The 12,022-nt window shown below is 63.8% G+C and carries 12 protein-coding genes; 7 read left to right on the top strand and 5 right to left on the bottom strand.

Annotated features, from left to right (window positions below):
- Nucleotides 1-2: 2 nt before the first annotated feature.
- The 5 genes from IQ24_RS02995 to IQ24_RS02975 all read right to left on the bottom strand — a co-directional run bounded on the left by IQ24_RS02995 (nucleotide 3) and on the right by IQ24_RS02975 (nucleotide 4,729).
- On the bottom strand, nucleotides 3-1,376 hold the full coding sequence (locus tag IQ24_RS02995; RefSeq protein ID WP_145396262.1) for a pyruvate dehydrogenase complex E1 component subunit beta: 1,374 nt from the start codon (nucleotides 1,374-1,376) through the stop codon (nucleotides 3-5).
- 11 nt (nucleotides 1,377-1,387) lie between these two features.
- Nucleotides 1,388-2,401, bottom strand: a complete 1,014-nt coding sequence (gene pdhA, locus IQ24_RS02990; protein WP_145396261.1) for a pyruvate dehydrogenase (acetyl-transferring) E1 component subunit alpha — start codon at nucleotides 2,399-2,401, stop codon at nucleotides 1,388-1,390.
- Nucleotides 2,402-2,574: 173 nt separating this feature from the next.
- The gene (locus tag IQ24_RS02985) at nucleotides 2,575-2,868 is read right to left on the bottom strand and encodes an FtsB family cell division protein (protein ID WP_145396260.1); all 294 of its coding nucleotides are present in this window, start codon (nucleotides 2,866-2,868) and stop codon (nucleotides 2,575-2,577) included.
- Between the two features lie 85 nt (nucleotides 2,869-2,953).
- Nucleotides 2,954-3,415 carry an SRPBCC family protein gene (locus IQ24_RS02980; protein WP_145396259.1) on the bottom strand — a complete coding sequence of 154 codons (462 nt, stop codon included), beginning with the start codon at nucleotides 3,413-3,415 and terminating at the stop codon, nucleotides 2,954-2,956.
- 18 nt (nucleotides 3,416-3,433) lie between these two features.
- Entirely contained in the window at nucleotides 3,434-4,729 is a 1,296-nt protein-coding gene (locus IQ24_RS02975; protein WP_145396258.1) for an acetylornithine deacetylase/succinyl-diaminopimelate desuccinylase family protein, read from the bottom strand.
- A gap of 121 nt (nucleotides 4,730-4,850) precedes the next feature.
- Between IQ24_RS02975 and IQ24_RS02970 the strand changes: the two genes are divergently transcribed.
- The 7 genes from IQ24_RS02970 to IQ24_RS02940 are packed head-to-tail and all read left to right on the top strand — an operon-like array spanning nucleotide 4,851 to nucleotide 12,017.
- A complete protein-coding gene (locus IQ24_RS02970) occupies nucleotides 4,851-5,924 on the top strand; it encodes a hypothetical protein (RefSeq protein WP_145396257.1) in 1,074 nt (357 codons plus the stop codon).
- Nucleotides 5,925-5,947: 23 nt separating this feature from the next.
- A complete protein-coding gene (locus IQ24_RS02965) occupies nucleotides 5,948-7,087 on the top strand; it encodes a hypothetical protein (protein WP_145396256.1) in 1,140 nt (379 codons plus the stop codon).
- Nucleotides 7,087-7,644 carry a putative glycolipid-binding domain-containing protein gene (locus tag IQ24_RS02960; RefSeq protein ID WP_145396255.1) on the top strand — a complete coding sequence of 186 codons (558 nt, stop codon included), beginning with the start codon at nucleotides 7,087-7,089 and terminating at the stop codon, nucleotides 7,642-7,644. The genes IQ24_RS02965 and IQ24_RS02960 overlap by 1 nt, the downstream gene beginning before the upstream one ends.
- The gene (locus IQ24_RS02955) at nucleotides 7,644-9,566 is read left to right on the top strand and encodes an AAA family ATPase (protein WP_242007892.1); all 1,923 of its coding nucleotides are present in this window, start codon (nucleotides 7,644-7,646) and stop codon (nucleotides 9,564-9,566) included. Before IQ24_RS02960 ends, IQ24_RS02955 begins: the two co-directional genes overlap by 1 nt.
- Nucleotides 9,563-10,357, top strand: a complete 795-nt coding sequence (locus IQ24_RS02950) for a hypothetical protein (protein ID WP_145396254.1) — start codon at nucleotides 9,563-9,565, stop codon at nucleotides 10,355-10,357. The genes IQ24_RS02955 and IQ24_RS02950 overlap by 4 nt, the downstream gene beginning before the upstream one ends.
- Nucleotides 10,354-11,739: a DUF6638 family protein gene (locus IQ24_RS02945; RefSeq protein WP_145396253.1), complete on the top strand. Its 1,386-nt coding sequence runs from the start codon at nucleotides 10,354-10,356 to the stop codon at nucleotides 11,737-11,739. The genes IQ24_RS02950 and IQ24_RS02945 overlap by 4 nt, the downstream gene beginning before the upstream one ends.
- Nucleotides 11,736-12,017: a hypothetical protein gene (locus IQ24_RS02940; protein WP_145396252.1), complete on the top strand. Its 282-nt coding sequence runs from the start codon at nucleotides 11,736-11,738 to the stop codon at nucleotides 12,015-12,017. The genes IQ24_RS02945 and IQ24_RS02940 overlap by 4 nt, the downstream gene beginning before the upstream one ends.
- Nucleotides 12,018-12,022 lie beyond the last annotated feature (5 nt).

Below are 12,022 nucleotides of genomic sequence, written 5' to 3'. Positions count from 1 at the left end.
CCTCAGCGATAAGTGACTTTCTTGACCGCCGCGACAACCTCATCCGAGGTGATCAGCGCCAGCTTTTCGAGGTTGGCCGCATAAGGCATGGGCACGTCCTTGCCGGTGCAGTTGATCACCGGGGCATCGAGATAATCGAAGGCGTTTTCCATGATATAGGCCGACAGGTGGTTGCCGATCGACGCGACCGGGAAGCCTTCCTCGACGGTGACGCAGCGGTTCGTGCGCTTCACCGATTCCAGCACGGTGCCGTAATCGAGCGGGCGCAGGGTGCGCAGGTCGATGACCTCGGCCTCGATGCCTTCGGCGGCCAGCTTGTCGGCGGCCTCGAGTGCATGGACCATGCCGATGCCGAAGCTGACGATTGTCACGTCCTTGCCGGCGCGCGCAATGCGGGCCTTGCCGAAGGGGATGGTGAAGTCCGGCACATCCGGCACCTCGAACGAGCGACCATAGAGGATCTCGTTTTCAAGGAAAACAACGGGGTTGTTGTCGCGGATCGCGGTTTTCAGCAGGCCTTTGGCGTCAGCGGCCGTATAGGGCATGACGACTTTCAGGCCGGGGATCTGCGCATACCATGCCGCATAGTCCTGGCTGTGCTGGGCGCCCACGCGGGCGGCGGCACCGTTCGGACCACGGAACACGATGGGCGAGCCCATCTGACCGCCCGACATGTAAAGCGTCTTCGCGGCCGAGTTGATGATCTGGTCAATCGCCTGCATGGCGAAGTTGAAGGTCATGAACTCGACAATCGGACGCAGACCGCCCCAGGAGGCGCCGACGCCGATCCCGGCGAAGCCCATCTCGGTGATCGGGGTGTCGACCACGCGGCGCGGGCCGAACTTGTCCAAGAGGCCCTGGCTGATCTTGTAGGCACCCTGGTATTCGCCGACCTCTTCGCCCATCAGGAAGACCGTTTCGTCGCGCGTCATTTCCTCGGACATCGCCTCACGCAGCGCTTCGCGCACGGTGATGGTCTTCATCGGCGTGCCTTCGGGCCAGTCGGGCGAGGCATTGGCGGCCGGGGTCTGCGGCGCGCTTTCAGCGGCGCGTGCCGGAGCCGATGCTGCGGCTTCGGCCGGGGCGGCTTCGGCAGCGGCGGCTTTGGGGGCAGGGGCGGCATCCGCCGACTCGCCTTCCTCGACCAGCACGGCGATCGGGGTGTTCACCTTCACGCCTTGGGTGCCTTCGGCGACCAGAAGCTTGCCGACGATGCCTTCGTCGACCGCTTCGAATTCCATCGTCGCCTTGTCGGTTTCGATTTCGGCCAGAATGTCACCGGCCTTGACGGTGTCGCCTTCTTTCACCAGCCATTTGGCCAGCACGCCTTCCTCCATGGTCGGCGACAGGGCGGGCATCAGGATTTCAGTAGCCATGGTTCCCTCCCTCAGGCTTTCACGTCGTCTTCGGCATAGATGTCGGTCCACAGCTCGCTCAGCTGAGGCTCGGGGCTTTCCTTCGCGAACTCGGCGGAATCGTTGACGATTTCCTTGATTTCGCGGTCGATGGCCTTCAGGTCATCTTCGGTCGCGTGCTGGCCCTGCAGCAGCAGTTCGCGCACATGTTCGATGGCGTCGCGTTCGTCGCGCATTTTCTGCACTTCCTCGCGCGTGCGGTACTTGGCCGGGTCCGACATCGAGTGGCCGCGATAGCGGTAGGTCATCACTTCGAGGATGTAGGGGCCCTTGCCCGAGCGGCAATGCGCGATGGCCTTTTCGCCTGCGGCCTTGACCGCCAGCACGTCCATGCCGTCCACCTGCTCGCCGGGGATGCCGAAGGCCTCGCCACGACCGAAGAGCGTCGTCGACTTGGTCGAGCGCTTCATCGAGGTGCCCATGGCGTACTGGTTGTTCTCGATGACGAAAATCACCGGAAGTTCCCACAATTCGGCCATGTTGTAGGTCTCATAGACCTGACCCTGGTTCGAGGCGCCGTCACCGAAATAGGTGAAGGTCACGCGACCATTGCCTAGATATTTGTCGGCGAAGGCCAGACCGGCCCCCAGCGGCACCTGCGCGCCGACGATGCCGTGGCCGCCGTAGAAATGCTTCTCGCGCGAGAACATGTGCATCGAGCCGCCCTTGCCGCGCGAATAGCCGCCTTCGCGGCCGGTCAGTTCAGCCATGACGCCGCGGGCATCCATGCCGCAGGCCAGCATATGGCCGTGGTCGCGGTAGCTGGTGACGCGCTTGTCGCCTTCCTCGGCTGCGGCCTCAAGGCCGACAACCACGGCTTCCTGACCGATGTAGAGGTGGCAGAAACCGCCGATCAGGCCCATGCCATAAAGCTGGCCTGCCTTTTCTTCGAATCGCCGGATCAACAGCATGTCACGATAGTATTTTAGCAGCTCGTCCTTAGACACGTTTGCCGTGCTTTGCTTGGCTGCGGGCTTTCTGACCATACGGGGCCTCCTCCGGGCGCAGGAATAGTTCAGCGTTAAACTAATTCTATTGTAAGGTTGCGGGGGAAGTAAACCGGCCTTCGCGTCAAAGCCAGCGGAAACATTCCGATGCGCAAAAAAATGCACTCGGGCGGGTCTGGGGCAGCGCGCGGGGTGGCGCGAACGGGGGCAGGTCAGCGAATGATGATCTCGTCCGCGCGCACCAGACCCAGCACGTCGCGGGCGCGTTCGTCCAGCAGGTCAAGGTCCAGATAGTCGTCCGACAGCCGCCGTGTCAGGTTGCGGGTCTCATCGACCTCGGCCTGCAGCGCGTCGCGCTGTTCGCGCAATTCGGCGGTCTCGGCCTCGATCTGGACGCGGCGCAGGATGCCCGAGGGGCCCTGCACGGCAGCGTAGGCGAAATAGATCCCCAGCAGAAGCATCAGGACGAAAAAGACGACGGTGCTGATCGAAAAGCGTTGGGGCATGGGATGCTTCGTTGGTGTCGTTTGCTGGTTTCGCCCGCATTCTGGCATGAAATCCGGGGTTGAGAAAGCGGCAGTCTGGGCCCGATCAGGCTGTGGCAAGCCTTTGCCAGTTTTCATTGGCGTATTTATGGGCGTGGATGAACCCCAGCCGCATGATCTGGCGGCCCGGCCAGCGCAGCAGGCCCTTCGCGTCAAAGCTGGTGCGGCGGATGACGCGGGTGCGATCACTTGCCAATGGCCGCAACTCGATGTCATCGGCGACATGGCCGATGAAGGGCTGGCCCCAGTAATCGCTGTCGATCAGCCGATAGGCGAAATGCTGGTCGGGCTGAGAGAATTCGATGACCTGGTCCATATAGCCGCGCGTCGTGATGCAGCGCCGGATGCTGCCGACCCCGCCGTCGCCCTGGATGATCGAGCAGGAGACCGCCTTCGGCAGTCCGAAGCGGAAGGCCATGGGCAGGCGGTCATCCATCCTTGCATGCAGGAACAGCGGAAAGATGCGGTCAGGCGGGGCGTCGATGTCGATCTGCGAGGTCAGTTCCATGTGCGGCCCTTTCACGGTCTAGGCTGGCGGGCGCGTCAGGGAGGGGTCCTGACCCATCAGGATGTCGTCCAGCACCAGCGCCATGACGCGGGCCGAATCCAGCATGTCCTGCACGCCCACCCATTCATCGGGCTGATGCGCCAGATCAAGGATGCCCGGCCCATAGGCAATGCAGTTCTGCAGCTTGCCGATGCGGTCGATGTGCTTCTGGTCATAGGTGCCGGGCGAGACGACATAGGCGGCCTCGATCCCCAGGACGCGCTCGATGGCGGCGGCGGTCGAGCGGACGACGGGTGCCGATTTCTCGGTCATCGAGGGGATGACTTCGAAAAGATCCCGGATTTCATAGGAAAAGCCGGGGCGGGCGGCGCGCACGCGCTCCAACAGGGTGGTGATTTCGGCCTTCACCTCGGAGAGTTCCTCTTCCATCAGGAAGCGGCGGTCGATCACGATGCGGCAACGGTCGGCGACGCAGGGCGCGGGCAGGCCGGTGAAATCGGCAGGCTGTTCGGGCTGGCCGCCGTGGATCGAGTTGATATTGAGCGTCGAATTGCGCGCACCTTCCGGGATCACCGGGGCGGCGGTCCGGCGCGCCATCAGCGCGGGGTAGAGCCGGGTCTCGATCTCTTCCAGCACCGCGCCCATGTGGCGGATCGCGCTGTCGCCCAGAAAGGGCATCGAGCCATGGGCGATGCGGCCATGTGTCTCGATCTCGGCCCACCAGACGCCGCGATGGCCAAGGCAGATGCGGTCCTTGTGCAGGGGCTCGGGGATGATGACATGGCCCACATGCGCGAATGCGCCCTGCTGGGCCAGATAGGCGACGCCGCCATAGCCACCCGATTCCTCATCGGCGGTGGCGCTGATCTCGATGCTGCCGGCGTAATCGGGGCGGGTCGCGATGAAGGCTTCGGCCGCGATGATGCTGGCGGCCAGCCCGCCTTTCATGTCGCAGGTGCCGCGCCCATAGATGCGCCCCTCGTCCAGCTCACCGCCGAATGGGTCGCGGGTCCAGCCATGCCCGACCTCGACCACGTCATGGTGGCTGTTGAAATGCACGCATTCGCCCGGGCGTGGGCCCTTGTGCCGCGCGACAAGGTTCCAGCGCGGATAGGTGTCGCTGTCGCCGGGCGCGCCATGCGCACGCACGAATTCGCAGGCCCAGCCGCGCGGCGCCAGTCGCCCCTCAAGATAGTCGCAGATCTCGCGGTAATTCAGGCCCGGAGGGTTCAGGGTGGGGATGCGGACCAGCTCCTGCGTCAGTCGGATCAGGTCGTCACGGCGGGATTCAACGGCATGTCTGAGAGCGTCCATGAGGGGCAGGCTAGGGCCGCCGGTGACGCAATGCAACAAAGCGCAGATACGTTCTTGTATTGAATGATCCGAAGCGCGCCCTAATGTCTTTTCCAACAACAAGTTCTATGGGGAGTACGTGATGGCATCGCTGGATCAGCAGATCAAGGACAGCCAGAAACAGATCGTTCTGACGCAGGAAAAGATCGCCGACATGACGTCGCGGCTGGACCGGGTCGCGGCGAAGGCAGGGGTCGAACAGCCCACCATCGACATCGCCAATGCGACGCTGCAGGACGTGCATGCCCATACCGAGGCGATGAACGCCAATATCGCCGAACTGATCATGGGTCTGGACGATGTGACCGCCGGATTCTCGCGCGATTTCGAACAGATGCGCTCAAAAACCGGGTGGGAGAAATTCGTCGGCGTCTTCGCCTCGCACAAGTCTGAGTCGATGCGGCAGGAACGCCTGCGCACGGCCTCGATCGATGACAAGCTGCAGGATCTGATCGGCAAGTCGGACGTGATCACCCGGCTGCTGGAAGGCCAGCTGACGATGCTGAATGAGCAGAAGGATAAGGTCGAACAGAACCTGACCGACACGCTGGCCGACCGCGAAACCGTGGTCGACACGCTGGAAAACCTGCGCGCGCGGATTCAAGCGCTGGACCCGAAGCTGATCGAGCTGGAAAACAAGGTCGCGGCGACCACCGATGCCTCGGACCGCACCCGGATCGAGACGGAACTGGCCGTCGCCAGCAAGCAGCACAATGCCCTGGTGCAGGACGAACAGGTGGCGCTGGCCAAGTCGCAGACGCTTGAGCGCTATATCGAGGCTGGCAAGACCTGGGTTGACAGCCTGCAAAACCAGGCCGCGACGCAGATGGTGCTGATCAACAAGCTGCAGACTGACACCCGCCAGCGCGTGGTGCTGTATGATGCGCTGACCAAATCGCTGAAGACCGCGCAGCAGCAGGACGTTGCCCACCGCATCAACGAGATCGGCGTCAAGACCGATCAGGAGGCGCAGGCCGCCATGGCCGCCATCGGCACCGCCACCAATTCGCGGATGATGGACATGCTGGAAGCTCATGGCGATCACATGGTCTTTGCGCGCAAGGTGCTTGAGGAAAAGGCCAAGGCCGATGAACGCTTTGCCCGCCGTTTTTCCGAGATCGTCGAAAAGCACGACAAGAACCTCTATGGCGGCTGACGCCTCCGGGATGAGTGGCCAGAATGTCTGAGGACAAGACCAAGGGGCTGGCGGCCGATCACCGCAGCCTTGACGATGACCTGATCGCGCGCGCCTATTTCGGCCAAAGCCAGCGTATCATGGCCGTGCTGATCCCGGCGCTGGCCGAGATGGTGCGCGACCGCATCTTCACGGCCACCGAATCCGAGGTGATCGAAGGCTATCTGCGCGCGCTGCTGAACTCGTCAAAGGCGCTTTCGATGAAATACCTCGTCTCGGGGCGCATCGAGGGGCCGCTCAAGCGCTTCATGACCATCGACACGCATGAATCGGGCTTTCCGGTCTGGTCCGAGGTGGCGCAGATGGCCAGTGATGCGGCGCAGGCGGTCGAGGAACTGGCCCGCACGCCCTCGGCCGAGGCGATCAAGGATGACATGGTCCGCGAGATCACCGGCAGCCTGACCATCCCGACGCGGCTGCAATATGCGCTGTCGCAGCGCTATTATTATGAACAGCTGGCGCAGGGCGGGCTCTTCTGGCCGCAGATGCATCCGCAGGCCTATTGGCTGTCGGATTCGGGCGCAGGTCGGCGACGCTGGCTGATACATTGGGCGGTCTATGACAGCCAGCTGAACGTGCCGGTCCTTTACCTGATGGATTGCGACGACACCGGGCGTCGCCCGCTGGCCGATGACGTCAAGCGCTGGCCCGAGGTGCGGGCGCATCTTCTGGCGCAATCGGTCTCGACCCTGCAGCTGCTGACGATTGCGCAGGGCTTTGACCGCGACTTCGACCGGCTGCATCCGCATCGGCTGCGCCGCATCACCCTTGGCCCGGTCTATTCCCGCGAATTCACCGTGCAGGAGGGTCCCGTGCGGCAGGTGCTGGAGGACGCGCGGGCCGAGGCGGGCGAGGATTGGGCCATGGCCATGACGCTGGAGGATCTGCAGGCCGAACGGGCCGAGATGCAAAGCTCGGGCCTCTTCTCGGTCACCGAGCGGCAGATCTTCAAACTGGACCCGCTGAATGTCGCGGGGGCCGGGCAGGGGGTCACCTCGGCGCAGCGCTTCCTGATCCTGCCGCAGCGGCCGTTTCAGGCGCTGTCGGCGCTGGACCCGCCCGGCTTTCGCAACATCCGCAAATATGTGCCCGCGCCGAACGGGCAGGTCACGGGATATCGCTGATGGGGGTGGTGGCCGACATCCTGTGGCGGGCGCTGCATGTGCCGGGCCATGACGCCTGCAGCCTGTCGCGCAATTTCGGCGGGTGGGAGCTTCAGGGCACCGCCGTCTGGCGCCACCCTGAGGGGCCTGCCGCACTCAGCTATCTAGTCCAATGCGACACCGGCTGGATCACCCGCCAGGCCGAGGTGCGGGGCAGGGTGGGCGAACGCGCCCTTGACCTTCTGCTGACGCGTGATGAGGCGGGCGGCTGGACGGTGAACGACCAGCCCGTGCCCGAAGTCGCGGGCGCGCAGGACATCGATCTGGGCTTCACGCCCGCGACCAACACCTTGCCCCTGCGCCGCCTGATGGCCCTTGGGCAGGACCGGGCCGATGTGACCGCCGCCTGGCTGGATGCGCGCGACTGGCGGCTGAAACCCCTGAACCAAACCTATCTGCGCGAAGGGGAGGGCCACTGGCGCTATCTCTCGCCCGAGCATGATTTTACCGCCCTGCTGGCCGTCGATGGTCAGGGCTTTGTGACCGATTACGAAGGTGGTTGGAGGAAAGAGGACTGATGGAAGCCCGCAACGAAATGGAACTGCGCGAACAGGACATCCGCGCGCATTACCCGCAGGCGCTGGGCCTGCTCTCGGGCTTTGATCACGCGCCCCGGCTGGGCAAGGCGGTCGCGCCCGCGCCTGCCGAGGCCGAGCGTTCGCCGGGCATCCCCCGCACCACCCGCTTTCGCCCGACGACGCCGGGGTTGATGGGCCGCTCGACCGCGCGCCCCGATGGCGTCCGCCTGATCGATCAGGTCGAGGCCGTGGGCGGCGACGATTTGCCCTCACCGGCCGCCGCGACCGTCGTGCGGGCTCTGCGCCGCGCGCTGGCGATTGCGCTGACCGTCGCCGATGAGGTCGCGGCCCGCTCGGGCGCGGCGGAACTCAAGCGCGCGAACCTTGAGGGGCGGCTGCCCTCTGAACGCCGCTCGGAATTTGCCGAGCTGCTGGCGGTCGAGGCGCTGACCGCGCTTTCGGTGCTGGCCAATGCGCTGCCCTTCCTGCTGGCCGAGCATGCGGGGCCGGAACAGGCCGAGGGCGTCACCGTCGACGAAATCCTGACCGACAATGCGCATACCGCGCTGCAGGGCGCGCTGTGGGAGCTGGGCCAGAACCTGACCCGCGCGCAGGACGACAAAACCCTGATAGCGACCGTCATCGGCTGGGCCGAGGCTCTGGGCACCGCAGTCGCCGCGCGGGGCGAGACCGCGCCCCGCATCGCGGCCTTCACCGGCGCTAGCTGGCGCGTTGCGGCCGATGATCTGCCGATTGCAGGCTTCACCCCCGCCGCCAAGGCACGCGGCACCACGTTGAGCATGAGCTTCAAGCGCCCCGATGAGGTGATCGGCAACCACATCGCCAAGCATCAGGCCATGCGGCTGGCGCGGATGATGGTCGCCTATGATTTCGACCGGCGGATGAACCCCTTTGTCGAGCTGGGCGGCTTCATCTTCACCTTTCTGGGCGATGGCCGCCCCGGCACCGGCAAGACCACGCTGATCCAGATGATGGCGGGGATGCTGAACGATTATTGCACGGTCGGCGGCTATCCCTTCCGCTATCAGAACCTGTCGGTCGACAATATCGACAGCTATCAGGGCAAGTCGGGCCAGAACGCGCGCGCCTTCATCAACACCGTGATCGATCCCGCCGTGATCGGCTTTGGCACCATCGACGACATCGACCAGATCGCGGGCAAGCGCGGCGACCGGCAGTCAAGCTCGGGCCAGCAAGAGATCACCGCCGTGCTGATGGAGGCCTTCGCGGGCGCCTCGAACGTGGTGCGGGGCAACTGCACCTTCGGCATGTTCTCGAACCATGCCGAGGCGATTGACGATGCGCTGCGCCAGCGGGCGGGCGCGCGCTTCCTGATCGACGGGCCGCAAACGCGTGAGGATTACATCGACATCTTCTCGCTGCTTCTGGGCAAGCGCCATGACATTCCGGTGGGTGAGCATGACCTGATGAAGGCGCAGGCGATCCGCACCGCTGTCGCCGAAAGCTATGAGGCGCATCAGCGCCCGCAAGAGGCCGGGCTGGCCGGAGTCTTCGATCAGGTGAGCGCGCAATACGGGACGCTCGATACGCTGGCGGATCTGGGCAGCTACCTGCACGCGATCTCGGTCGCCGAGCCGCGCTTTACCGGCCGTGCGGTCAAGAACATTACCGATGCGATCAAGCTGCGGGCGATGGATTTCGACATGCCCGATGAATGGTTCGCCACGCCCGAGCCCTTCCTGCACCAGCCCTATGACCGCAAGCTTGAGATGATTTCGGCGCTGCGCAAGCCCATCACGCTGGATATGGTCGTGCAGGAAATCAACCGCTACGCCGACAGCGAATGGCGCTATGCCGAGGGCGCGGATGAGGCCGCCATCGCGGAAACCGTGCGCGGGATGGAGCGCATGGCCGAGGCACGCCGCAGGTTCGAGGGATGAAGAAGCCGGACCCCGTGCCCAGGCCCCGCGCTCCAAAACGCAGGAAGGTGTCGTCGGAGCCCCTTTGGGTCGGCGGAGGGCTAACGCTTGCGGTATTTCTGATCGCGGTCTGGGCTGGGTTCGGCGAGGTCTGTCAGGACGGGGTCTGCACGCCGAAATGGAAGGTCTTCCTGAACTCGACCCCCGCCGAGATCGGCGACGCGCTGTCAGGTGTGGGTAGCGTTCTGGCCTTCATCTGGGTGATCGTTACCGTCTGGATGCAATCGATCGAATTGCGCCTGCAGCGCGCGGAAATGCGCGAACAGCAGGCCGAGACCGCGAAGATGGCCGAGGCGATGGCGCAGCAGTCTCGCATCTTCGAGCAGGAGCAGATCGAGCGCGCAGAGGATCGGGCCGACAAGGAACTGGATGCGTTGATTGATCGGTTTTTGACGGCGGTGGGGTATATAAAACATTGGGTCGTTGAACGGGGAAGGCTCGTTAGGTTCGGTCCTCAGCAGAATGAAGCCGAGCGCTTCGACCACGCAATGACGTTAATCTCTTCGGCGCGAGAGGAGTTGGACGATCTACAAAACCCTACTCTTAAGCCTATGCAGCGAGCCGTCGATCCCGACGACGCCATTCTTGCGGCGAAGTATCTCCGACAGATCAACGAAATCCGTCCACGTCTTAGCCCAGCCAGTCAGATCTGGCTGACGAAATTCGAGATTGAAAAAACGTTGCAGTCCCTTGACTACCTGCTTGCACAAAAGCAGTTGTGGACCAAACCCGTAGAAGGAGGCACCCCATGAAGCTTCTGATCGAACGCGGGCTGATGTTCGGGAACCTGATCCGGGTGAACTCCCCGGCATGGATCGGCTTTTACAATCGCGCGCTGGAAAAGCTGACCGGGCGGCGCACCGAACTGACCGAGTTTCACATCGATCTGGCCGGATTCTCGCCCGAGATCGGGGATGAACTGGGCGATCTGGACTATCTGAACCCGAAAAGCGGCAACCGGCAGTTCATTCTGCTGACGACCGAGCAGAAGACGGCGCCGCTGCTCAACGCGAATTTCTCGGTCCTGCGCAACATCCTGCGCCGCTTCATCGTGCAGAACGAAAGCCAGCTTTTCAGCCTGACCGCCCGCGATGCGGTGGTGGGAGAGATTGACAGTCTGGTCTGGCGGATCACCTCGCCCGCCGATCTTCTCAGCATCAAGCAGATCCAGATCACCGCCGACACCACGGGCAATCATGTGGCCGAATCCGATCAGCTGACCGCGCTGATCGACCGCTTTCGGTCCGAGCCCGACGCCTGGTGGGATGACGTGCTGATCGCCCGGATGATCGAGCAGGCCCGCAAGACCGGCGACGTCGTCCGCAACCCCGTGCATCTTCAGCACACGCGGTTCGACGTGCCCGATTACCGCACCTCGGAATTCGGCGGCGTCTATGTGTTCCGCAGCCCGACCATCAAGGCGATGGTCTTCGTGGACCCGGCGCAGAAGGTCAGCATCCCCGGCGTGGTCACCATGTCGCTGGATCAGGTCAATGAGATCGCCGCCTGGATGGCGCGGGCGGTTCTGACCGAGGCGATCATCTCGGACCGCAGCGGCAATGCCGCCTCGATCCTGCGCCAGAAGATCGACTTCATCCTGATCGACGCGGCGGTGCGTCTGGGCATCGATACCGGCGGGGCGACCCGCGCGGAACTGCGCCGCGCCGCCGGACGCATGGGCGAGGCGCTGCCGCCCGAGATCCGGGGGCTCAGCGCGCTTCTGCGCTATGCCGAACAGGGCGGCGACTGGCCGGTCGTCGACAGCTCGGACCCCGCGTATTTCTATGCCCTGCGCGCACGTCCGGGGCCGGCGCGGGATCTGTTGAACATGCTGCTGACCGAGCTTGCGCCCCATGACGTGCGTGCGCTGTTCATCATGAACAAGGCGCTCTTCTATCGGCTCTATCAGGGCTGGGACCCGAAAAAGCAGGAATATGTCGCCGATCATCTGGCGCGGGAATATCAGGTCGACAAGCAGGGCACGCGCGATGCCCTGTTCGGACCAGAGCCCTCGATGGATGAGCCCGAGGCCGACGACCCGCCGCAGCGCCCGGGCCCATGGGGCGTTCCGCGCGTGCAGCTGGATGAGCGCCGGACACCCGTTCCTGCATCGCCATGGGGGCCCGCCCGATGATGGCATTGATCCGCCTTGTCGCCATCATCATCGCCATCGAGGCGCTGTTCTATGTGCTTCTGTCGATCTACATTCGCAGCCTTCGCCGCGAAGCCCTTGAAAAGGAATGGGATCACCGCCACCCCGAGAAATCGGGCGCCTCGCCGGAACGACGCGAGTTCGTGCGGCGTTCGATGGTGGGATTTGAAAAGACCCTGCGTGCCCGACTGATCGGCTGGGTCATGGTCTTGCCAGTCGTCGCGATCGTGACGATCATCTTTTTCGTCAATTACTATTAGGAGTC

Origin of the sequence: Paracoccus sulfuroxidans (assembly GCF_007830335.1) — a bacterium.
GTDB lineage: Bacteria > Pseudomonadota > Alphaproteobacteria > Rhodobacterales > Rhodobacteraceae > Paracoccus > Paracoccus sulfuroxidans.
This window is presented reverse-complemented; position numbering and strand designations above follow the sequence as displayed.

Excerpts from the sequence above, each read along its gene's own strand:
- IQ24_RS02940 (WP_145396252.1), top strand. The coding sequence starts at position 11,736 with ATGATGGCATTGATCCGCCTTGTCGCCATCATCATCGCCATCGAGGCG.
- IQ24_RS02985 (WP_145396260.1), bottom strand. The coding sequence starts at position 2,868 with ATGCCCCAACGCTTTTCGATCAGCACCGTCGTCTTTTTCGTCCTGATG.
- pdhA (WP_145396261.1), bottom strand. The coding sequence starts at position 2,401 with ATGGTCAGAAAGCCCGCAGCCAAGCAAAGCACGGCAAACGTGTCTAAG.
- IQ24_RS02970 (WP_145396257.1), top strand. The coding sequence starts at position 4,851 with ATGGCATCGCTGGATCAGCAGATCAAGGACAGCCAGAAACAGATCGTT.
- IQ24_RS02950 (WP_145396254.1), top strand. The coding sequence starts at position 9,563 with ATGAAGAAGCCGGACCCCGTGCCCAGGCCCCGCGCTCCAAAACGCAGG.
- IQ24_RS02945 (WP_145396253.1), top strand. The coding sequence starts at position 10,354 with ATGAAGCTTCTGATCGAACGCGGGCTGATGTTCGGGAACCTGATCCGG.
- IQ24_RS02960 (WP_145396255.1), top strand. The coding sequence starts at position 7,087 with ATGGGGGTGGTGGCCGACATCCTGTGGCGGGCGCTGCATGTGCCGGGC.
- IQ24_RS02995 (WP_145396262.1), bottom strand. The coding sequence starts at position 1,376 with ATGGCTACTGAAATCCTGATGCCCGCCCTGTCGCCGACCATGGAGGAA.
- IQ24_RS02975 (WP_145396258.1), bottom strand. The coding sequence starts at position 4,729 with ATGGACGCTCTCAGACATGCCGTTGAATCCCGCCGTGACGACCTGATC.
- IQ24_RS02955 (WP_242007892.1), top strand. The coding sequence starts at position 7,644 with ATGGAAGCCCGCAACGAAATGGAACTGCGCGAACAGGACATCCGCGCG.
- IQ24_RS02980 (WP_145396259.1), bottom strand. The coding sequence starts at position 3,415 with ATGGAACTGACCTCGCAGATCGACATCGACGCCCCGCCTGACCGCATC.
- IQ24_RS02965 (WP_145396256.1), top strand. The coding sequence starts at position 5,948 with ATGTCTGAGGACAAGACCAAGGGGCTGGCGGCCGATCACCGCAGCCTT.